Source organism: Enterococcus xiangfangensis, assembly GCF_005405365.1.
Taxonomy (GTDB): Bacteria; Bacillota; Bacilli; order Lactobacillales; family Enterococcaceae; genus Enterococcus_A; species Enterococcus_A xiangfangensis.
In genome coordinates, this window is sequence record NZ_BJDX01000002.1 from 234452 (window position 1) to 257114 (window position 22663).

The following is a 22663-nucleotide window of genomic DNA, read 5'->3' on the forward strand; positions in this document are numbered from 1 at the left end:
TGAATACTTCCAACACACTCATTATAACAAGAATAGAAAAAAAGTAAACGCCTAAATCAAAAAAATTTGGGGAGGACATAATGAATAAAGACTATACAATTGGACTAGATATCGGGACAGCTTCAGTTGGCTGGGCAGTACTAGATCCTAACTACGATTTGATCAAAAAAAATATGAGGATCCAAGGAAATGGGTTAAAGAAACAAAGTAAGAAAAATTTTTGGGGCGTTCGCTTGTTTGAAGCAGGAGAAACGGCTGAAGGAACACGAATGAAACGAACGACGCGGCGAAGATATACACGCCGACGCAATCGGATTCGCTACCTACAAGGGATTTTTCAAGCAGAGATCGCTACGGCTGATAAGAATTTTTTCTATCGTTTAGAGGACAGCTTTTTAGTTCCTGAAGAAAAACGGAATGAACGTCATCCAATTTTTGCGACATTGGACGAAGAGGTGGCATACCATAAGCAATTTCCAACGATTTATCACTTGCGAAGATATTTGGCGGATTCCACTGAGCAAGCCGACCTGCGGCTGGTTTATTTGGCATTGGCACATATCATTAAATTTCGGGGGAATTTTTTAATTGAAGGGAAATTAAACACTGAAAATTCTTCAGTAGAAGAAACATTTAAAAACTTTGTACGTGTGTATAACCAAACGTTTAAGAATCCAGAAAATAGTAGCGAGTCAATCGATGAAACACTAGATGTCAGCACGATATTGCAAAAACGTCTTTCCCGGCAGAAAAAAGCAGAAACTGTACTTAAATTATTTCCTAAAGAGAAATCAACGGGAAGATTTATGCAGTTTTTGAAGATGATTGTAGGGAATCAAGGGAGCTTTAAGAAGACCTTCGATTTGGATGAAGAGTTTAAAATGCAGTTTTCAAAAGATGAGTATGAAGAGCAACTTGAAGGTCTTTTAGGATTGATAGGCGATGACTATGCAGAAGTTTTTGCAGCTGCAAAGACTGTTTATGATGCAGTCGAGTTGTCAGGAATATTGACAGTTAAAGATCTAAGTACTAAAGCAAAACTATCTGCTAGTTTAGTTCAACGTTATGACGAGCATAAAGCCGATCTAGAGACTTTTAAAAAATTTATTCGAACAGAGTTGCCTGATAAATATTTTGAAGTATTTCGTGATGAACAGAAAAATGGCTATGCTGGCTACATCGAAAAAGGAACAACACAGGCAGACTTTTACAAGTATGTGGAAAATTTGCTCAAAAATGTGGAAGGTGCGGATTACTTTTTAGATAAAGTAAGAAAAGAAGACTTTTTAAGAAAACAGCGAACCTTTGATAATGGTGTGATTCCTCATCAAATTCATTTGGAAGAATTGCGAGCAATCATCAATAAGCAAAGCCGTTATTATCCGTTTTTAGCAGAAAATAAAACTAAAATTGAACAAATCTTGACGTTCCGTATTCCTTATTATGTTGGACCGTTAGCTAAAGGAAATAGTCGTTTCGCTTGGCTGAGCCGAAAAAAAGATGATGCGATCGCCCCTTGGAATTTTGCAGAAGTCATCGACAAAGGAAAATCAGCGACAGCGTTCATCGAACGAATGACCAATTATGACAGTTATCTGCCTCAAGAAAAAGTATTACCAAAACACAGCATGCTCTATGAGAAATACACGGTATTTAATGAGTTGACTAAAGTATCGTATATTGATGATCGTGGGGAAGTCCAAAATTTTTCAAGTGTTGAGAAGCAAGAAATTTTCCGCGAGTTATTCAAAAAAAATCGTAAAGTCAACAAAAGTCTACTTGAAAAATTTTTGAAAAATCACTATATGATCGAAACGGCTGAAATCAGAGGAATCGAGCAACGGTTTAATGCAAGTTACGGAACATATCATGATTTGATAAAACTCGGAGTAGATCAAAAAATGTTGGATGATCCGAAAAATGAAGAACTATTTGAGGAGATTGTTAAAATCTTAACGGTTTTTGAAGATCAAAAAATGATTAAAGAGCAATTGAGCAATTTTGAGCCGTATTTTGATCAAGCAGTTCTTAAAAAATTAGCTCGACGACATTACACTGGCTGGGGCCGTTTGTCAGCCAAGTTGATCAATGGCATTCGAGACAAGCAATCAAAAAAACCATCTTAGATTATCTGATGCGAGATGATGATTTCCCAAGAAATAAGAATCGTAATCTGATGCAGTTGATTAACGATGAAAATCTTTCCTTCAAAGAAATTATTGAAAAAGAGCAATCAGTCGATCAATCAGCAGACCTATATGAGGTCGTTGGAGAACTTGCAGGAAGCCCAGCAATTAAAAAAGGTATTTTTCAAAGCTTGAAAATTGTTGATGAAATCGTTGGGATCATGGGTTATCCGCCAAAAAATATTGTGGTCGAAATGGCTCGAGAAAATCAAACGACGACTGCCGGAAGAAATAAATCTCGTGCTCGGCAAAAAGTTTTGGAAGATGCAATGAAAGAGTTGGGTAGTAATATTTTGAAAGAGTATCCGCTAGAAGGGGCTAATTTAAGAAATGATCGGTTATTTTTATACTATTTGCAAAACGGCAAAGATATGTATACCGGTAATGAATTAGACATCAATAAGCTTGCTTATTATGATATTGATCATATTATTCCACAAAGTTTTATAAAAGATAACTCTATAGATAATATGGTTCTAGTCAGCTCGAAAGCAAATCGTGGAAAATCCAATGATGTACCAAGCTCAGATGTTGTTAGGAAAATGATTAATTATTGGGAAAAATTAAAAACAGCCAATCTGATCAGTCAACGAAAATTTGATAATTTGACTAAAGGTATTAGTGGTGGTTTAACAGAAACCGACAAAGCCCATTTTATTAAACGACAATTGGTCGAAACTCGGCAAATCACGAAACATGTCGCTCGGATCTTACATCAAAAATATAATACTGATGAGAATCGTCCCACTCGAGTCATCACGTTGAAATCAGCTTTGACTAGTCAATTTCGCCAGATTTACAAGCTTTATAAAGTCCGCGAAGTCAATGATTACCACCATGCTCATGATGCGTATTTGAATGGTGTTGTTGCGCAAGCTCTTCTGAAGGTTTATCCAAAACTTGAACCAGAATTTGTTTATGGCGACTATCAAAAGTTCAATTTATTCAAAGAAAATAAAGCGACAGCTAAAAAGAATTTCTACAGTAATTTAATGCTCTTTTTCGAAAAAGATCAACCAAGGGTAGATGAAAATGGTGAGATTCTTTGGGATCAGAAACATATCTCAATGGTCAAAAAAGTGATGAGCTACCGCCAAATGAATATTGTAAAGAAAACGGAGATTCAAACGGGGGGATTTTCTAAAGAATCTATCCAAGCAAAAGGAAATTCCTCGAAATTGATTGCACGAAAAAAAGGCTGGGATCCTAAAAAATATGGTGGGTTTGACAGCCCCAATATCGCTTACTCTGTCGTTATTACACATGAAAAAGGAAAGTCTCAGAAAATAACTAAAGATATCGTAGGCATCACAATTATGGAGCACAAAAATTTTGAAGAAAATGCTCAGAAATTCTTAACAGAGAAAGGCTATATCAACCCGCAAGTTGTGGCTAAACTGCCAAAATATGCTTTGTATGAATTGGAAAACGGGCGACGCAGGTTGATTGCTAGTGCTACAGAGGCTCAAAAAGGGAATCAGATGGTACTACCCAATCATTTGGTTGAACTGCTTTATCATGCCAAACATTACGAAGATTTAAATGGGGAAAGTTTGAAATATTTAATAGAGCACAGAGAACTGTTTGACGAATTATTTGAAACAGTGAAACAATTTGCGGCTATCTATACTTTGGCTGATAAAAATTTAGGTATCTTAGAGAATCTATTTGAAGAAAATCAAGACGCAGATATCAAATTAACTGCTCAATCTTTTTTGAATCTGATGCAGTTTAATGCGATGGGTGCACCCGCAGAGTTCAAATTTTTTGATACAACAATTCCGCGCAAACGCTACACGAGTACTAAGGAACTTTTAACCGCAACCATTATTAACCAGTCAATTACCGGTTTGTATGAAACACATTGGAAATTAGGTGAATAATCATGGGATGGCGAACGATTGTGGTAAATACACATTCAAAATTAGCCTATAAAAATAATCATTTAGTTTATAAATCAGCTACTCAAAATGAAATGATTCATCTTTCTGAAATCGATGTTTTACTTTTAGAGACGACAGATATTTTAATTACGACCATGCTGATAAAACGTTTGGTCGATGAAAATATTTTGATTCTTTTTTGTGATGATAAACGCTTGCCCATTGGAAAACTGTTGCCATTTTATGGACGCCACGACAGTAGTTTACAATTAGGGCGTCAAATGAATTGGACATTGGAACAAAAGGGAATCGTTTGGACAGAAATTATTTCACAAAAAATATTGAATCAATCTCAATTTTTAGTAGAATCAGAGTTTTCCGAAAAAGCAAACGCATTAAAGAATTTGCATAAGGAACTTGAGATATTTGATCCATCAAATCGTGAAGGCCATGCGGCTAGAATATATTTCAATACATTATTTGGAAATGATTTCTCGCGTGATAATGAAAACCCGGTCAATGCGGGATTGAATTATGGGTATACTTTATTGCTGAGTATCTTTGCCCGAGAAATCGTCAAATGCGGCTGTATGACACAGTTTGGATTGAAACACGCTAATCAATTTAATGATTTTAATTTAGCCAGTGATTTGATGGAGCCTTTCCGACCGATCGTTGATCAAATCGTTTATGCAAACCGCACAGCTGAGTTTAAGGTAATCAAACGAGTGTTGTTTGAGTTATTTACGAATCAATACACTTACAATTCTAAGGCAATGTTTTTGACGAATATTGCTAGTGATTATACTAAAAAAGTAATTAAAGCATTGAATGAAGAAGTAGAAAGGATTCCGGAGTTTAGGATATGAGTTATCGTTATATGAGGATGATATTGATGTTCGACATGCCGACTGAAACGGCGGATGAAAGAAAAGCATACCGTAACTTCCGTAAATTTTTATTGAGTGAAGGATTCATCATGCATCAGTTTTCGGTTTATAGCAAAATTTTATTAAATGGGACGGCATCTAAGGCAATGGTAGCGAGATTAAAACAAAATAATCCTAAGAAAGGGCTGATCACGGTTCTGACGGTAACTGAAAAGCAGTTTTCACGAATGATTTATTTAAATGGTGAATATGATACTTGTGTTGAAAATACAGATGACAGAATTGTCTTTTTAGGAGATAATTATGCTGAAGATTAATTTTGACATGTTAGATCAGCCGATTGAACTAAATTCTGCTACGATTTTGACAGTCGAGGATACTAAAATTTTTGCCTTATTAACAAAATATTTTTATCAGTATAATGACGACTCAGAACTTCGATTGTTTGATGATAAACAAAAATCAGTTAAAGCAACAGAATTAATGGTGATTACAGATATTTTGGGTTATGATATTAATTCGGCAACTACATTAAAACTGATCTATGCAGATTTAGAAGTACAATTGAATGAAAAACCTGAAGTAAAATCAATGATTGACAAGCTTACTGCAACAATCAGCGAGTTGATCAACTATGAGTTATTAGAACATGAATTAGACTTAGAGTGTGATGAAATTACTATCATTGAGCTATTCAAAGCTTTAGGAATCAAAATTGAAACAACAAGTGACTCAATTTTTGAAAAATTAGTAGAAATTATTCAAGTTTTTAAAAACCTAACCAAGAAAAAATTATTGGTTTTTATCAATATTTGTTCCTATCTGACCAGAGAGGAACTAGTAGAGTTGAATGAATATATTTCCTTATACAATACAACGGTTCTTTATTTGGAACCAAGAAAAATAATGGGAATTGATCAATATATCTTAGATGAAGATTATTATTTGACTTTTGTAACAGATGATTAAATGGTAATATGTTCTTTGACAATGAAATATGAATAATAATTGAAGCATTCAAAGCTGAAATCTTGCTATGGATGAATGGCGCGATTACGAAACTTTTAGAGACCAAAACGGTCTACGAGGTTTTAGAGCTATGCTGTTTTGAATGCTTCCAAAACATTCTTTAAATAATCGGAGTAAGTCCTCAAGTTTTAGAGCTATGCTGTTTTGAATGCTTCCAAAACTGTTACTAAAACAGGAACAAATGACACGTTGTTTTAGAGCTATGCTGTTTTGAATGCTTCCAAAACCATGAACTTAAAATCCATCCATTGAACTGTGTTTTAGAGCTATGCTGTTTTGAATGCTTCCAAAACGAAAATGTCTTCCATATGTTGCATTTGTGAGTTTTAGAGCTATGCTGTTTTGAATGCTTCCAAAACTGCGACGCCCGGAACGAGAAGGAGGAGAAGGTTTTAGAGCTATGCTGTTTTGAATGCTTCCAAAACTATCAAATCATTTAGACGAGCTTTTAACTCGTTTTAGAGCTATGCTGTTTTGAATGCTTCCAAAACTGCTCTGAGATATTCTTATTCTTTAATATCGTTTTAGAGCTATGCTGTTTTGAATGCTTCCAAAACTCTGACATAGTGGTATTGATACCATCTTTCGTTTTAGAGCTATGCTGTTTTGAATGCTTCCAAAACTATAATAACTCTTCTTCCTTCTCGCGCTCTGTTTTAGAGCTATGCTGTTTTGAATGCTTCCAAAACTTAGAAACGGTCGTGAATTACACATGACGAGTTTTAGAGCTATGCTGTTTTGAATGCTTCCAAAACTAGAAGAAAAGTTGGGAAGGTGAATAAACAGTTTTAGAGCTATGCTGTTTTGAATATTTCTAAATAGGGTTGGCAGGCGTGAAAGAATTTTATTGGTTCTAAGTAACAAGTATTATCCTATGATAATTCAGAATTTTGTGTAATTGACTATCAATTTTTTGTAACCGCTTACTATTCTTCGAGTCTAAATTCTGATTTGACAAAGAGAAGAGTCATTTTTTATCTATAAATAATAAAAATTAAAAATGGAGTTATCCATTAATTGAATTTCAGGAGGCGTTTTATAATGAAAGTAGTTTTTCATGTTGATGAGTTGGGAATGATCCGAGAAGCGCGTCATAATATTGAATACGTGTTGTTGACTGAACCAGATGCAGAGATTGTGCTGTTGATGAATGGGGAAGCGGTTCAAGGCTACTTACTGCCGCGAATGAGCAAGTTTATGAAGGAATATCAAGATGTTACGTATCAAGCTTGCCATCAATCGATGCGTAATTTCCGTGTGCGTTCAAAGCAGATGCATGAGCAAGTTGAGATCATTGAATCTGGTGTGATTGGCTTGGTTAAGTTGCAAGAACAAGGATATTCTTATGTCAAGTGTTGATCGGTTAAATTTTTAAGTCCTTCAGAGGAAGGACTTATTTTTTTGTCCAAATTACTTTTTCAGAACGGTAGAGAGTAGTTGAATACGTTTACCTTGAAATTTTTTTTGATTTATCAAAATATTTTCTGAAAAAGACTTTCATTTTATTTTAATAGTGCTTTAATGTTAAGTATAACTATTCAGTCATTTTTTGCATTTTTTAATTGAAAAAGTTGCTATTTTAACTAAAGGGCTTACATTGTATAGTTTATTTGTAAGCGGGAGGTAGTCATGAGACAAGAAAAAATTGTTGAATACTTATATGCGAAGAAGCAAGCGATTGCTCCCAAGGTATTAGCCGCTGCGTTTCAAATATCGGAGCGAACACTCGCAAATGATATCAAATGGTTGAAGGAAACGGGTTTTTCAGAAGGTTTTTCGATCGAGCGGATTCGTTCGAAAGGGTACCAGTTGAAGATCCTTGATCAAATTAAGTTTCAAAATTACTTGGCTCAATCAAAGCAACATGAGCAGGTAGACAATTCAAGTCCGCAAGAGCGAATCAAAAATATTGAATTATTGCTGTTGTTCCACGAGGACTATATCACTATGCAGCAAATTGCCAAGTGGCTAGATGTCAGCTTGTCGACTGTCAAAGCTGACATTAAACAAGTTGAACAGTTTTGTGAGAGTTATGAACTGAAGCTTTTTGGCAAAGCACATTATGGATTAAAAATTCTTGGAACGGAAAGTAAAAAACGGCGGGCAATTTTATACTTGATTCGCAACACGATCAATACCCCTGTTTTGACTGAAAAGTACAAAGAATTCAATTTTGTTTTTGATGAAGAGGCGTTGCGGCATTTCTTGCAAGAGCAGCTGCAAGAAAATCAGTTAAAGATCAGTGATGTCGTCTTTGAAAATGTTGTTCAACATATTCGGCTGCTGTGTTTTCGTATCATGCAAAACAATACGTTAAACAACGACGAGGTAAAATGTGGGGTGACCGTTGATGAGTATGATCGTTTGACAGAAAAACTAGTTGCCTATCTGGAAAAAACATATCAGCTGACCTTTTCAACTGTGGAAAAGAAATATTTAGAAGAACAATTGCGAGGAAAGCTTACGGTTTTAGAGAATTCTGCGGGAAATCAACAACTAGAACAAGCAATTGGCAAAGCACTGGAGCATGTTGACCGGCTGTATCATACACATTTTCGTAACGATCAAGATTTGGCGAATGCCTTGTTGTTGCACGTGGCACCGCTGCTGCAACGACTTTACACCGGACATCAACTAGAAAATCCAATCATTGAAGACATTTATACACAATATGCGAACGTATTCAATGTCGCGATGATCTTTGTCAACGAGCTGAATAAGGGACTGGATGTAGAAATCAGTAAAGATGAGATCGGTTATGTGGCAATCTATTTTGTAGCAAGCCTAGAGAAACAATCCAATCAACTTATTGACGATTATCAAAAGATCGCCGTGATCTGTTCGACCGGCGGCGGGGCAGCTTATCTATTAAAGGTCAATTTGGAACGATTGTTCAGCAATGCGGAAGTTGATACTTTTGCATTAAATGAAATTGACCAAATTGATTCAAGTTTTGACTTAGTGATCTCAACTGTTCCGTTAGAACATGCTGATCTGGAGATTCCGATTATTTATACTAAAACAATTTTGAGTCAGACGGAGATAGCAAAGATCGAAAAAGATTTAAATCTTCTGCGGGAAACGCAAAATAAAGTCTTAGATGTGAACCAGTTTATTTTAAGTTTGTTTGATCCGAACTGGTTTCAAATCGAGAAACACGCCAAAAATTACTTGGAACTTTTGGCAAATGAAGGGGCACGTTTAGAAACACAAGGCTGGGTCGAACAAGGGTTTAAACAAAGTATTTTAAAGCGAGAAAAAATGATTGATACGATTTACCAGCAAGGTGTCGCAGGTCCCCATCCAATGGAACAAGCGGCGATTCGAGAAGTTATTGATGTGATTTTGCTGAAAAAACCGCTGTTGTATGGCGATAAACAAGTAAAAATCATTTTTTTGATCAATATCAAAAAGGATCATTTGAATCTGCATAAGGAAATCAGTCGTCTGATGATCAAAATGATGGAAGATCCTATGTTAGATTCGCAATTAACAAAGATTATGAATTTTCAAGACTTTATGTCTTACATGAAAAGTTTGATGAAAGAAGGATAAAACAAATGAACGATCAAGAAATGGATATTTTTAAAATTATTTCTGCAGCAGGTGATTCACGAGGCTCAGCTTTTGAGGCATTGAGATTAGCACGTAAAGGAAAATTTGATGAAGCAGATGCCAAAATGCAAGAAGCCAAAGAAAAAAGCATCGACGCACATGATGTACAAACAAAATTGATTACTAGCGAGATTAATGGAGATAAGACCGAAACTAGTCTATTGATGGTCCATGCACAAGACCATTTGATGACGAGCATTTTAGCTCGTGATTTGATTGAAGAAATGATCGGTATGTTAAGAGAACAAAGCAAAGCAAAAGCTTTGTAATAATATAAAAATTTTTAGGAGGAGATAGATATGAAAACATTACTAGTTTGTGCTGGGGGCTTCTCAACAACCATGATGATGGAGTCAATGAAAAAAATCGTCAAAGAATCAAAAAGTTTGGATGAAAAAGACTACCCAATGGAAGCGATTGGTGTGGATAAATTGGATCGGTATATCAATGATTACGATGTTATTTTAGTCGGACCGCAATTAAGCCATAAATATGATTTCATCAAAGGAGAAGCCGATAAAATCAATAAACCGACTGTCTTATTGACATCTGATATTTACGGTTCGATGGATGGCGCTACTGTAATGAAACAAGCGTTAGTCGCTTATCGTAAAAATCAAGCATCAAAAACTCAATAGTTAGGAGAGAGAAAAATGGAAAATCCAAAGAAACAAAGCAGCTTTGAAAAAGTTGAAGCATTTATCCGTAAAACATTGGTTCCAGTTGCCAATAAAGTTGACAACAATCCTTACTTGACTGCAATCAAAAAAGGGATGGTCGTAATGACCCCGGTATTATTATTAGGGTCTATCGCAGCGATCTTCCCATCTATTCCTGAATTTATCAAAACTCAAGCAGTTGCTAATTGGTTTGAAAATTATGGCTATATTTTTGGGATTATTTCAAAAGTTTCATTAGGTTTAGTTGGTTTGTATGCTGTTTTAGCTATTTCGTATTTTTTAAGTGAACATTATAAACTTTATACCGTCGGCTCTATGATGCTTTCAGCGATCGCTTTTTTGATCGTCGCGATGGATGTCGATAAAAATGGCAATATCGTTGCCGCTTATCTTGATTCAAAAGGGTTATTCACCGCTATTTTCATTGCTATTATTTCGGTAAAAATTTATCAGTTCTTTACTAAGCACAAGTTGGTCATTAAAATGCCAGAAGGTGTGCCAGATTTTGTTTCTAGTTCATTCGAATTGATTACACCAACTGCTGCAATCGGAATCTTGTTTATCGTGATTCGTGCAGTGACTGACAGTTTATCTGGCGGTGTCTTGTTGCCACAAGTTATCATGGATGTTTTGGCACCAGCAATCGGCAGTCTTGATTCATTATGGATCATCTACATCGTATTAGTTTTACGTTTAGTTTTCTGGTTCTTTGGGATCCATTCAGCTGTATTGTCACCAATCTTATCACCGATTGCCGTTCAATATTTATCAGAAAATATCGCTGCCCATGAAGCAGGTCAACCATTGCAACATGTTATCACAAATGGAACATTGTCAGCCTTTGCCAACTTCACTGGTTCGGGTGTCACGATTGGTTTGGTTTTAGCCATGCTGATCAGCAAATCGTCACGGTATAGAAAAGTTGGGGCAGTAGGATTATTGCCATCACTTTTCGGAATCAATGAGCCGATTCTTTTCGGAGTTCCGATTATTTTGAATCCAGTTTTAATGATTCCATTCATTTTTGGTGGCGCACTAGTAGGGATGTTCCCAATGATTTGTATGAAACTAGGCTTGTTGAACTTCCCAATCTTTGATCCACCATACGTTCCAGTCTTTATGGAAGGATTTTTGACAGGTTTTGACTGGCGCTCAATCATAGTCCAATTGATCCAAGTTGCGTTGTCATTTGGCTTGTATTTGCCATTCTTCAAAGTTTTGGAAAAACAAGAATTAGAACGCGAAGCATTATTAGAAGCTGAAAAAGCCAATTCTGTCATTTCGGATGACGACGAACAATATTTAACAGATATTGATTTCTAGCCAAAAAAGGACAGTTTCAACTGTCCTTTTTGCTTTTTCAATTTAGTATAGCAACAAAAATAATGATCCAACCAAAAGAACAGATTTCGTGGATCAAGAGGTGTGAACAAATGAAGATAGACAAATTACGCGAAAAATTAGCTGCGAAGGCACTAGCCGGTTTGTTAGTGACAGATAAAATCAATCGCCGCTATTTATGCGGCTTTACCGGATCGAATGGCTTGCTGTTGGTTACTGAAGATAAATTACGATTATTTGTCGATGGCCGTTATACGCAGCAAGCTCAGCAACAAACAAATGGTGTTGAAATTTGTGAGATTCCTGTAGGTGGGAATTTAGTTGCGACTTTGCAACCATTCGTCAAAGGATTGACAGTAGGTTTTGAAGCAGGAACAATCGCTTATCAAACATTTACCGAATTACAATCTTTGATGACCGCAGCAGGTGGGAAATTAGTTGCTACAAAGAATTTGGTTGAACGTTTGCGAATGATCAAAACGGCGAAAGAAATCCAGGCTATCAGACAAGCTGCTGTGATTGCTGATCAAACATTGGAGTTGATCTTACCGCTGATTCGCAGTGGAATGAGTGAATTGGAATTAGCTAATGAAATTGATTATCGCAGTAAAAAATTAGGCAGTGAGGGACCTGCCTTTGAAACGATCGTAGCTTCAGGTGTCCGTACTGCTTTGCCTCACGCGCACGCTAGTCAGAAAAAGATTGCAGCCAATGAATTGATCATGATTGATTTTGGCGCGATTTATCAAGGCTATTATTCGGATATCACACGAACATTTGCTTTTGGAGAAGTAGCAGCAGAAATTCAAACGACGTATCAAAAATTACTGGCAGCACAAAAACAAGCAATTCAAGCAGTGGAGTTAACGAAATCTTTAGGCGATATTGATCAGCTTACGAGACAAGAATTACAGCAAAACGATTTAGCACAATATTTCAGTCATAATCTTGGCCATGGAATCGGACTTTCATGTCATGAATATCCTGCATTGGCACCAAAGGAAGCGTTGCTGATTGAAAAGAATATGACCTTTACCATTGAACCAGGCGTGTATTTGGCAGAAGCTGGTTTTGGTATTCGGATTGAAGACGACATCGTTGTAAATGAAGCAGGCCGCGCTGAAATTTTGACGCAGTTTGATAAGGAGTGGATGACAATTGACTGCAAGTGATAAATTATTGATGAAACTATCCAACTTAGATGCATTGCCTGGACAAGAAGCTCAAGTTCAAGCAGCATTGCAAGAAGTGATTCAAGATTCGGCAACTAAAGATGCTTTTGGCAACCTTTATTTTGGTGATTTGAAGACGCAGAAGAAAAAAATCGCATTGTATGCTCATATGGATGAGGTCGGTTTCTTCGTTCATCGTATTACAGAGGATGGATTTGTGTACTTCTATCCGATTGGTGGTTGGTGGGGTCATGTCATTTTAGGCCAACAAGTAAGGGCAACTTGTCGTAAAAATGGAAATGTTTTAGAAGGAATCGTTGGTACCTTACCTAAAACAAGTCATAAAATGACTGAAGTTGTTCCAATCAGCGAGATGTACATCGATTTTGGTGCCCATTCAAAAACCGAGCTAGAAGAGGCCGGATTGCAGATTGGTGATATGATTTTACCTAATACTCAGGCAAAGAAAAGTTTCAATCAAAAGAAAATCATTGGAAAGGCGCTGGATGATCGGGTGGCGTGCACTGTGATGACACAAGTGAAAAACCAGATCGATCCGAAAAACATTGAAGTTATCGGGGTCGGCACTGTCCAAGAAGAGGCCGGAACACGCGGCTCAAAAGTTGCAGCAGCACAAGTTGCAGCAGATATTAATATCGTTATCGATGTTGCAAATGGGAAAGATACGCCTAAAGCGGCTGAATTTCCCAATCGAATTCAAGGCAATGGACCAGGATTAGTGTTAGCAGACAAAACAGCGTTAGCCAATATAAAGTTATTGGATTATTGCAAAGCGGTCGCTGAAAAAAATCAAATTTCTTGGCAATATGATCTGCTTGGCGGCGGCGGTACGGATGCTGGCTCCGTCCAATTATTCGCAGGCAAACCAACGTTAGTTTTTTGTGTACCGGTCCGCTATTGCCATTCGTGGAATTCCATCGTAGAGATTTCTGATGTGGAAGAGGCAATCAACTTATTGTCTGCAGTTATCCGTTCGTTGGATGAAGGAGGCGTCGATCTTGAGCAATTTTAAGGAGCAACGTTCTCGTTATGGTACGTATTCGACACAATGGGATTACGTCCAAGATCGATTCGGTGAAAAAGAATTGTTGCCATTTTCTATTTCAGATACGGATTTTATGATTCCTGATGGTACGATCGATATCCTAGAAAAAGCGGTTACTCGCGGTTTTTTTGGCTACACACGTTGGAACCATTTGGACTATAAAGAAAGTATCAGCCATTGGTTCCAAGAAGAATTTGCGTGTAAAATTGAACCTGAATGGTGCGTCTATTCGCCTAGCGTGATTTACAGTCTGTCCGTGTGTATCCAATTACTGAGTCAAACAAACGATAAAATTGTTACCTTTACTCCATGTTATGACGCTTTTTTTAACTGTATCAGCGGCAACAAGCGCGAATTAGTCACCTTTTCGCTGACAAATCATGATGAACAATTCACTATTGATTTTGTTGAATTAGAAAAAGTCTTTGCAGATGTCAAACCGGCCATCTTTTTATTGTGCAATCCGCACAATCCAACGGGACGAGTATTTACAAAAGAAGAGCTGACACAACTGATTTCTCTGTGCAATCAATATCAAGTCACAATTATCAGTGACGAGATCCATATGGATGTTCGCCGTCCTGGGAAAAAACATTTACCGATCGTGACATTTATGAATCAAATCGAAGTGCCGGTTGTTTTGCTATCTTCTGCTTCTAAAACGTTCAATTCTCCAGGATTGGGTGGCTCGTATGCTGTATTTCCTGAGGGCGCTTTACGAGAATCTTTTTTAAGTATATTAAAAGGACGCGACGGTTTGTCTTCTATTCCATATCCTGCGTTGCTTGCAACGATGGATTGTTACAACAATCAAAAAAACTGGGTAGCTGACTTGAATCGAACCATTGATGAAAATTTTGCCGAGCTGAAAAAAATGCTAGATACCGATCCGCGTATCCGTTTTGTGATTCCGGAAGCAACTTATCTCGGCTGGATCAACATTGAAGGACTGCCTTATTCAATGGAAGAGTTACAAACAGTTTTAGTCAAACGAGAAAAAGTCGCTATTATGAAAGGTGCGACTTACGGAACAGAAGGGACAAACTATCTTCGCTTCAATCTAGGTGCGCCCAAAGAAAAAATCATCGATGGTGCAAAGCGATTGATGAATGCCATTAGCTATTTAGATGAACATTAAAAAACAGAGAAGCAAGCCGTTAACACTTGGCTTACTTCTCTGCTTTTTCGTTCCATTTTTTTGGGCTCCAAATGTTGCCTTCCAGAGCGATTTGTAAACTTTCATTGTCGTCTTCTAATTGTTCAATGTATTTGATTGCTTCTACTACAATAAACTGATATTTTTCTTCTGAAATCCCAGCTAATTGTTCTTCCAACCAAGTATTTCGCATTTACTTCACCTCAAAAGCAGTGTAGCATAGAATTAGTAGATGATCCGTGCAGGATGCTTGGGAGGAAATGTACAATGGAAGTTAATGAAAGCGTTATTTTAGAGGTGGAAGAAGAGCTGACGGCGATGAAAATTGAATTAGAACGTCTGGAGTGCTTGAAATTTTCCAGTGAGTTAAAAGAAGAGCGTATCAAGTCATTGCGCCAAGAAGTCCAACAAGCAGAGCGGTTTTTATGTCAGTAAGCAGATTCATAGCCTTCTGATGTTCTCGATGGTAGACTTATTTTAGAAACAATTTTCGCTTATTTTATCAAACAGGAGGGTTTATTATGACAAATAACGATGAACTAAAAGGTAAAGTGAACGAAGCAAAAGGCAAAATTACAGACGATGAATCGACCGAATTAAAAGGGAAGGTTCAACAAGAAATCGGCAAAGCTAAGGACAAAGCAAAAGAAACTGCAGACGATGTTGCCGAAAAGTTCAATAAAAAAATCGATAAAGAAAAAGAATAATCGATTAGACCTGCGGCAGCGGGTCTTTTTTCTTGGACCAGCTGAAAGATTCTTTAAGTTGCATTATAATAGAAGAAAAGAAGTTAAGGGAGTGGCTAAGTTGTGCGTATTTTAGTAGTCGGTGGAAAAGGAACGATTGGACAGGCGATTGTTGAAAAATTAAAAGATAAGCATGAGCTGATCATTGCTGGCAGAACTAGTGGAGATGTGCAGGTCGATCTAACGTCAGTAGCTAGTATTGAAGCGATGTTCAATAAAGTAGGACATGTCGATGGGATCGTTAATGCTTCAGGAACAGCTAAATTTCGGTTAGTCGAAGAAATGACCCCAGAAGATAATTTAGTAGCCGTACAAAGCAAATTATTAGGTCAAATTAATTTAGCACTGATCGGACAAAAGTATCTGCGGCGAAATGGAAGCATTACGTTGACGACAGGCGTTATGAAAGATGATCCAGTCCCTGGCGGTGCTTCTGCAGCGATGGCAAATGGCGGAGTACAAGCTTTTGTAAAAGCAGCGGCAATCGACTTCACTCAAGGCATCCGCATCAATTGTGTCAGCCCAAATGTTTTAGTTGAGTCCTATGATAAATATCAAAACTCTTTCAAAGGATTTGTCCCAGTCCCCGCAGAACGGGTAGCAATGGCCTATGTCAAAAGTGTCGAAGGCAAACAAACAGGACAAGAATACCAAGTATATTAAAGAAAGTCACTTCCAGTCAGTAAAATGAAAGTCTAGACGCGAAAAAAGGATCAATAGATACTCTGTTGATCCTTTTTCCTATAGAAGTTTGGGTGTTTTCGTATAATTAGCTAAGAACAATTTTTTAAAAAGAAAAACTTAAGAATGATTGAATTCTTCCAACTTCTAGTTATAGTATGTACTGTAAAGTATATACTGAAATAAACTGTATCAATAAAGTTTATTTAGCCAAGTTGCTTAAGTATCAGTATAGTAAATTTGAGGACATTTTGATAATAATAAGGGATTGATTAAGGAGAGAATATGCAAGAAAAAAAAACGACAAAAGCAAAATTTGATCAAGTATCATTTGAAATAGAAAAACGAATTCATGAAGGAGTCTATGTAAGCGCACAGAAACTACCATCAGAATATGATCTGGCTAAAGAATTTGATTGTAGTCGATTAACTGTTCGTAAAGCCATTGATGATTTGATTAAAAAAAATATTTTAGTAAAACATCGTGGTAAAGGAAGTTACGTGATGACGCAGCCTAAAATTCAGAGTGGTCGTTCTGGTCTGCAAGGATTTACTGAGGCAGCAAAGGCATATGGGAAAACAAGTAGTACTGAAGTGATTTCGTTTAGAAAAATCAGCGAACCAACGGATAAAATTTTAACTGCATTGCAATTAGAACAAGGTGATCCAATTTATGAGTTAGTTCGTCGACGAATTTTAGATGACGAACCAATGACAGTTGAAAAAATTTATTTATCTGAATATTACATAAAAGGATTGACCGAAGAAGATTTCAACGGATCTTTGTTTGAATTATTGGAGAAAAAGACGGAAATTGCTTATTCACATCAAGAAGTAGAAGCTATTTTAGTAAAGCCAGAGCTTTCAAAGCTTTTGAATGTTCCAATGGGCGATCCGTTATTGCAAGTTCATTCCGTAACTTATGCACTAGATGCAACACCAATCTTTTATGATATTTCATACTATCGCTCGGATCGCTATGTATTTAAAACGACATTGACTCGTTACAATCATTGATTTAGTAAATTTAACACGCAGATAAAATAATGGGTGAATCTAATAATTTCTTTTGAAAAAAATAGATAAATAAAAACTGGGAGGTTTTTTTATGCCAATTGATTTTAGAAAAGTGATCGAAGAAAACAAAGAGCAATTCTATCAAGATCTTGATCAAGTAATGCAGGTTGAAAGTGTAAAGGGCCCCTCTGCTAAACATGCTCCATTTGGGAGAGGACCTAAAGAGGCTTTAGAGACTGTGATGGCATTGGCACAGAAATATGGATTTAAAACAGCAATCGTAAATGATGCAGTGGGCTATGCTCAATGGGGTGAAGGAGAAGATTATATTGGCGTGGTAGGTCATTTAGATGTTGTCCCCGCCGGTGAAGGGTGGTCTTTTCCTCCCTTTAAATTAAGTAAAAAAGATCACCGTTTTTATGGACGAGGAATATTAGACAATAAAGGGCCGATTCTCTCCTGTCTATTTGGATTGAAGCTATTAAAAGAATTGAATGTTCCTATTAAAAAACCAATTCGAATCATTTTTGGAACAGATGAAGAAAGTGGTAGTTCGGATATTCCACTTTATTTAAGTGAAGAAAAGGCACCCCAGTTTGGTTTTACACCAGATTGTAAGTATCCGGTAGTATATGGTGAACGTGGAATTGTCAATTATGAAATATTGACAGCGATTCCTGATAATGAACTAACTATTTTAGGAGAATTTATTGGCGATCAAGCACGAGATCATGTTCCAGATGAGTTGTCTGTAACGGTCAACGGAGAAAAAATTAGTGTTATTGGTAAGCGGGCACCATCTAACGCACCAGAACTTGGGAAAAACGCGATCACTCTATTAGCAGAAAAAATGGTTCAAGAAGAATCAATTTCTGGAAAGCTAAGTGACTATTTTGCGTGGGTGGTAAGAAGCCTATCGGAAAAACATTATGGACAAGGGTTGGGAATCGATTTTTCGGATATAGATAGTGGAAAATTAATGCTTACTCCGTATCAGTTAATAAAGAAAGAACACCAGCTTGCTCTTTCAGTAGCTGTTCGTTACCCAGTTTCGGTAACTGAATCAGATGTGACGGAAGCACTAGAAAATCATTTGCCTCCTGAAAGCCAATTAAAAGTTATTCGTCGCATTAAAAGTAGTCATTTTCCCAAAGATGATCTGAATGTCCAATTATTAACAGAAGTTTATGAGAAAGTAACCAATCTAGATGGGACGCCGGTTACGACTACAGGAGCTACTTATGCACGCTTTGTTCCGAATATCGTGGCATTTGGTCCATCCTTTCCCGGTCAAAAGGGAATCGCTCATAATAAAGATGAGTATATGGATGAAAAGGACCTATTATTAAATATGGAAATTTATATGCACGGAATGTTGAAACTAGTTGAATAATCAAAAAGAAGGCCTGGCAGTGATCTGCTGGGTCTTTTTCAAATTTTTTCAGCCATGAAATAAAAAAAGATAAAGAAATTTTTAGTTTAGTATATACAAAACAGTATATACTAATTATAATGAAGTCAGAATTTTAGAAATGTAAACGGTAACGAAAAAGGAGGATGACAATGGCCTGGGGAGCGATTGCCACGTGGCGTATGGCACATGATGGCGTAGTAGAAGCATTACGATTGCTAGAAAATAAAGAAAAAGCCGGCGATGCTGTAGAGAATTTAATTAAAACAGTGGAAGACTATCCTTATTATAAATCAGTTGGTTTTGGCGGATTGCCGAATGCTGAAGGGATTTTGGAAATGGATGCGGCCTTTATGAATGGAGATACATTTGAAATTGGGGCAGTTGCTGGAATTACAGATGTAAAAAATCCAATCTCTGTCGCACGAAAATTGAGTAAAGATAAATTCAATAGTTTTCGAGTTGGTGAAGGGGCAACAAAGTACTCTATGTTAGAGGGCTTTGAAAGAAAAAGTATGCTAACTGAACGAGCGCATAAAATTTGGGAAAAGCGACTGAAAGAAATCCATGAGAACAATTTAAACCCTTATGATGGTCATGATACGGTTGGAGCAATCACATTAGATCAGATGGGAACGATGACGGCTGGAACTTCTAGTTCAGGCTTATTTATGAAAAAACCTGGTCGTGTAGGTGATTCGCCGCTCTCTGGTTCTGGTTTTTATGTAGATAGTGAAGTCGGTGGTGCAGCTGCAACTGGATTAGGGGAAGATTTGATGAAAGGTTGCTTATCTTATGAGATTGTTCGTTTGATGAGTGAGGGAATGAGTCCACAAACAGCTTGTGACAAAGCTGTCTATGAGTTCCACGATAAGCTAATCACCCGTTATGGAAAAGCCGGCGCATTTTCATTAGTTGCCATGAATGCCCAAGGCGAATGGGGAGTTGCTACCAACGTTGAATTTACTTTTAGTGTCGGTAATGACCAAGAGAAGCCGCAGATTTTTATTGCGAATATGGGAGCTAACCACACTACGAATATTCAGCCAATTACACAAGAATGGCTAGATGCTTATGAAAAAAGGATAAAAGCACCAATTGAATAAAAATTAGGAGAGTGGAAAACATGAGTAAAAAACAGATTTACCTGTTCTGTGACGCAGGAATGTCAACAAGTATTATGGTCAATAAAATGATGGAAGTCGTTAATAAGCACAATATGCCGCTTCAAATTACGGCTTTCCCAGTTGCACGTTCACAAGAGGTAGTGGAAAAAGAAAAGCCTGTAGCAATTCTATTAGGCCCACAAGTTAAATTTCTGCTCGAAAAAACTAAAGAACAATTTACTCCGCAAGGCATTCCGGTAGCTGTAATTCCACCAGAGATCTATGGCATGATGGATGGCGAAAAAGCGATGAAAGAAGTTTTAAAATTAATTAAAGAGAATAAAAAAAGCAATTAATTAATAGGAGGGAAAAAAATGGAAAAGTTTTTAAATTGGTTGGAAAAAATTTTGACGCCATTAGCTAAAATCATTGGAGAAAACAAGTATTTGATTGCAATCCGTGACGGTTTCTTGATCTCGACGCCATTATTAATTGTTGGTTCCTTCTTCTTATTACTTGCAAACTTTCCGATTCCAAATTGGAGCAATATTATTTCTCCAATTTTAGGGGACAACTGGGAATCTTTGATGTCAGTACCAGCATCAGCCAGTTTCGATGTTATGACGATTTTAGCTGTTGTGGGGATCGCGTATAGTTTGGGAAGACAGTTAGATATCGATGCAATTCAATCTGGTGCGTTAGCTTTGGTATCCTTCTTTATTTTGACACCATTTACTACACAATTCACACCTGAAAACAGTACTCAAGTTTTTGATGTGACTAGTTTGCCACTAAAATGGATGGGTTCAAGTGGTTTGTTCCTCGGGATGTTAATCGCCCTAATTTCTACCCGAATTTTTGCGGCAGTGATTCATCGTGGGTGGACGATTAAAATGCCGGAAGGTGTTCCGCCGACGGTAGTGAAGTCCTTTGAAGCATTGATTCCAAGTTTTGTTGTTGTAACAATTATGTTTGTTATCAATTGGATAGTTTCGTTAACGCCAATGGGTAACTTGCAAGATATAATTTTTACATTCTTGCAAACACCATTATTAAGTTTAGGTAATACTTTAGGTGCAATGATTATTGCTTATTTATTCTTACATTTCTTCTGGTTCTTCGGAATCAATGGGTCCAGTGTAGTAGGAGCAGTATTCAATCCTGTTTTACGAGCATTATCTGTAGAAAATATGCAAGCATTTAAAGATGGTCATGAAATTCCTAATATTATCACAGGACAATTTCAAGATATGTTTGCGACATTCGGTGGGGGCGGTTCAACATTATCACTGATTCTTGTAATGATAATTTTCTGTAAGAGTCAACGAGTGAAAAAATTATCGCAGTTATCATTAGTTCCAAGTATTTTTGGAATCAATGAACCAATCATTTTTGGATTGCCGATTGTATTAAATCCAATCATTTTGATTCCATTTGCACTCGTCCCTACAATTAATATTATTATCTCTTACTTTGCAATGGATTGGGGAATCGTTCCTTATACAAATGGGATTCAGTTGCCATGGACGACGCCACCGATCATTTCTGGTTTCTTAGTAAGCGGTTGGCAAGCCTCGGTGTTGCAAGTCTTATTGATTGTTTTAGGAATGGTGATTTATTATCCATTTATTAAAGTACTAGACGATCAATATTTACGTGAAGAAAAAGATGCGGAAGAAAAAGAAACAGAAGAAATTGACTTTGATACGTTTGATTTTGATGAAATCTAAGATAGGTGAAGATAGTGAAGAAAATTATATTGGTTTTAAATCATGTTCAGGCAGGGATGGGCAGTGATGAGAATGCTGACCTAACTCCTAGCGGGAAAAAAGCGGCATTAGGACCAGGACAAACACTTATACCGTATTTAAAAGAACACGATGCTGAAATCATTGCTACATTATATTGTGGAGATCATTATTATTTGGATCATCAAGAAGAAGTTGCTAAGAAATTTGTAGGATTTGCAAAAAAATTTCAAGCAGATGCTGTAATCTGTGGCCCGGCAATGCATTATCCAAATTTTGGTGAAATGGCAGGTTCATTGACAAAAATTTTTATTCAACATGGTATTCCTACAATTGCTGCCATGTCGATTGAAAATCCTGCGACACAGATGTATCAAAAAGAGATTCCCATTGTAAAAATGCCTAAAAAAGGCGGAATCGGTTTAAATGATTCTTTTAAAAATATGGCATTACTGGCAGCTGAAAAAGCAAAAGGTGAAGATACTAAAGTTTTAGAAGAACAGATCTGTTTTTAAAAGGAAGGATTTTTGACAAATGAACGATGAACAATTACAAGTAGTTATGGGACTAATCATGAACGCAGGAAATGCAAAAAGCGAGGCAATCGCTGCCTTAGCAGCTGCAAAAAACAATGATTTTTCTGAGGCTGAAGAACGGATGAAGGCGGCAAATGATGCATTGATTGAGGCGCATAATACTCAAACGAGTCTATTGACTGCTGAAGCAAGTGGAAACAATTCAGAGGTAACATTGTTAATGGTCCATAGTCAAGATCATTTAATGAACGCCATTTCTTATCTGGGGTTAACGCAAGAACTGATTGATGTATACCATAGACTGGCAGCTTTAGAAAAATAAAATTAAAACTGACAAAGCCATTTGGCTTTGTCAGTTTTTTTCTGAAGAAATAAACGATGAAGCTGCCTGGCTTCACAA

The 22663-nt window shown here is 36.9% G+C and carries 22 protein-coding genes, 1 pseudogene and 1 CRISPR repeat array; of the genes and pseudogenes, 22 read left to right on the forward strand and 1 reads right to left on the reverse strand.

What is annotated here, in order from left to right; translation table 11 throughout:
* Nucleotides 1-80 precede the first annotated feature (80 nt).
* The 12 genes and pseudogenes from cas9 (at nucleotide 81) to FFM68_RS03350 (ending at nucleotide 15000) form a co-directional block, all read left to right on the forward strand.
* Nucleotides 81-4069: pseudogene (cas9, locus tag FFM68_RS03295) on the forward strand (type II CRISPR RNA-guided endonuclease Cas9).
* The gene (gene cas1 / locus FFM68_RS03300; RefSeq protein WP_167483447.1) at nucleotides 4069-4938 is read left to right on the forward strand and encodes a type II CRISPR-associated endonuclease Cas1; all 870 of its coding nucleotides are present in this window, start codon (nucleotides 4069-4071) and stop codon (nucleotides 4936-4938) included. Before cas9 ends, cas1 begins: the two are co-directional and overlap by 1 nt.
* The gene (cas2, locus tag FFM68_RS03305) at nucleotides 4935-5276 is read left to right on the forward strand and encodes a CRISPR-associated endonuclease Cas2 (protein WP_137618015.1); all 342 of its coding nucleotides are present in this window, start codon (nucleotides 4935-4937) and stop codon (nucleotides 5274-5276) included. Before cas1 ends, cas2 begins: the two co-directional genes overlap by 4 nt.
* Nucleotides 5263-5928 (forward strand): type II-A CRISPR-associated protein Csn2, encoded by a 666-nt coding sequence (gene csn2 / locus FFM68_RS03310; protein WP_137618016.1) that lies wholly within the window; start codon nucleotides 5263-5265, stop codon nucleotides 5926-5928. Before cas2 ends, csn2 begins: the two co-directional genes overlap by 14 nt.
* 119 nt (nucleotides 5929-6047) lie before the next feature.
* Nucleotides 6048-6810: a CRISPR direct-repeat array (repeat unit 37 nt; unit sequence GTTTTAGAGCTATGCTGTTTTGAATGCTTCCAAAACT).
* 219 nt (nucleotides 6811-7029) lie between these two features.
* A complete protein-coding gene (locus FFM68_RS03315; protein ID WP_137618017.1) occupies nucleotides 7030-7347 on the forward strand; it encodes a DsrE family protein in 318 nt (105 codons plus the stop codon).
* Nucleotides 7348-7617: 270 nt separating this feature from the next.
* Nucleotides 7618-9543 carry a BglG family transcription antiterminator gene (locus FFM68_RS03320; protein WP_137618018.1) on the forward strand — a complete coding sequence of 642 codons (1926 nt, stop codon included), beginning with the start codon at nucleotides 7618-7620 and terminating at the stop codon, nucleotides 9541-9543.
* A 5-nt stretch (nucleotides 9544-9548) separates the two neighbouring features.
* Entirely contained in the window at nucleotides 9549-9872 is a 324-nt protein-coding gene (locus FFM68_RS03325) for a PTS lactose/cellobiose transporter subunit IIA (protein ID WP_137618019.1), read from the forward strand.
* A 30-nt stretch (nucleotides 9873-9902) separates the two neighbouring features.
* Complete coding sequence (locus FFM68_RS03330) at nucleotides 9903-10241, forward strand: PTS sugar transporter subunit IIB (RefSeq protein ID WP_137604078.1); 339 nt, start codon at nucleotides 9903-9905, stop codon at nucleotides 10239-10241.
* 15 nt (nucleotides 10242-10256) lie between these two features.
* Nucleotides 10257-11606 (forward strand): PTS sugar transporter subunit IIC, encoded by a 1350-nt coding sequence (locus tag FFM68_RS03335; RefSeq protein ID WP_137618020.1) that lies wholly within the window; start codon nucleotides 10257-10259, stop codon nucleotides 11604-11606.
* Between the two features lie 110 nt (nucleotides 11607-11716).
* Nucleotides 11717-12796 (forward strand): M24 family metallopeptidase, encoded by a 1080-nt coding sequence (locus FFM68_RS03340; RefSeq protein WP_137618021.1) that lies wholly within the window; start codon nucleotides 11717-11719, stop codon nucleotides 12794-12796.
* A complete protein-coding gene (locus FFM68_RS03345; protein WP_137618022.1) occupies nucleotides 12783-13829 on the forward strand; it encodes a M42 family metallopeptidase in 1047 nt (348 codons plus the stop codon). The genes FFM68_RS03340 and FFM68_RS03345 overlap by 14 nt, the downstream gene beginning before the upstream one ends.
* Nucleotides 13816-15000: a MalY/PatB family protein gene (locus FFM68_RS03350; RefSeq protein ID WP_137618023.1), complete on the forward strand. Its 1185-nt coding sequence runs from the start codon at nucleotides 13816-13818 to the stop codon at nucleotides 14998-15000. The genes FFM68_RS03345 and FFM68_RS03350 overlap by 14 nt, the downstream gene beginning before the upstream one ends.
* Before the next feature lie 31 nt (nucleotides 15001-15031).
* Here the strand turns inward: FFM68_RS03350 and FFM68_RS03355 are convergent, their stop codons facing one another.
* Nucleotides 15032-15211 carry a hypothetical protein gene (locus FFM68_RS03355; RefSeq protein ID WP_137618024.1) on the reverse strand — a complete coding sequence of 60 codons (180 nt, stop codon included), beginning with the start codon at nucleotides 15209-15211 and terminating at the stop codon, nucleotides 15032-15034.
* 74 nt (nucleotides 15212-15285) lie between these two features.
* Between FFM68_RS03355 and FFM68_RS13080 the strand changes: the two genes are divergently transcribed.
* From FFM68_RS13080 to FFM68_RS03400, 10 genes are all read left to right on the forward strand, one after another.
* A complete protein-coding gene (locus FFM68_RS13080; protein WP_167483443.1) occupies nucleotides 15286-15453 on the forward strand; it encodes a hypothetical protein in 168 nt (55 codons plus the stop codon).
* A gap of 86 nt (nucleotides 15454-15539) precedes the next feature.
* Nucleotides 15540-15725 (forward strand): CsbD family protein, encoded by a 186-nt coding sequence (locus FFM68_RS03360; protein WP_137618025.1) that lies wholly within the window; start codon nucleotides 15540-15542, stop codon nucleotides 15723-15725.
* A 102-nt stretch (nucleotides 15726-15827) separates the two neighbouring features.
* A complete protein-coding gene (locus tag FFM68_RS03365; protein WP_137618026.1) occupies nucleotides 15828-16427 on the forward strand; it encodes a short chain dehydrogenase in 600 nt (199 codons plus the stop codon).
* Nucleotides 16428-16730: 303 nt separating this feature from the next.
* Nucleotides 16731-17462: a GntR family transcriptional regulator, LSA1692 subfamily gene (locus FFM68_RS03370; RefSeq protein ID WP_137618027.1), complete on the forward strand. Its 732-nt coding sequence runs from the start codon at nucleotides 16731-16733 to the stop codon at nucleotides 17460-17462.
* A 97-nt stretch (nucleotides 17463-17559) separates the two neighbouring features.
* Nucleotides 17560-18855 carry a Sapep family Mn(2+)-dependent dipeptidase gene (locus FFM68_RS03375; RefSeq protein WP_371852002.1) on the forward strand — a complete coding sequence of 432 codons (1296 nt, stop codon included), beginning with the start codon at nucleotides 17560-17562 and terminating at the stop codon, nucleotides 18853-18855.
* Nucleotides 18856-19025: 170 nt separating this feature from the next.
* Nucleotides 19026-19979, forward strand: a complete 954-nt coding sequence (locus FFM68_RS03380) for a glycosylasparaginase (protein ID WP_167483444.1) — start codon at nucleotides 19026-19028, stop codon at nucleotides 19977-19979.
* A gap of 20 nt (nucleotides 19980-19999) precedes the next feature.
* A complete protein-coding gene (locus FFM68_RS03385; protein ID WP_137618029.1) occupies nucleotides 20000-20335 on the forward strand; it encodes a PTS sugar transporter subunit IIB in 336 nt (111 codons plus the stop codon).
* Between the two features lie 18 nt (nucleotides 20336-20353).
* Nucleotides 20354-21709, forward strand: a complete 1356-nt coding sequence (celB, locus tag FFM68_RS03390) for a PTS cellobiose transporter subunit IIC (protein WP_137618030.1) — start codon at nucleotides 20354-20356, stop codon at nucleotides 21707-21709.
* 14 nt (nucleotides 21710-21723) lie between these two features.
* Complete coding sequence (locus FFM68_RS03395; protein WP_137618031.1) at nucleotides 21724-22242, forward strand: GrdB-related putative oxidoreductase; 519 nt, start codon at nucleotides 21724-21726, stop codon at nucleotides 22240-22242.
* 19 nt (nucleotides 22243-22261) lie between these two features.
* Nucleotides 22262-22585, forward strand: coding sequence for a PTS lactose/cellobiose transporter subunit IIA (locus FFM68_RS03400; protein WP_137618032.1), 324 nt, complete (start codon nucleotides 22262-22264; stop codon nucleotides 22583-22585).
* Nucleotides 22586-22663 lie beyond the last annotated feature (78 nt).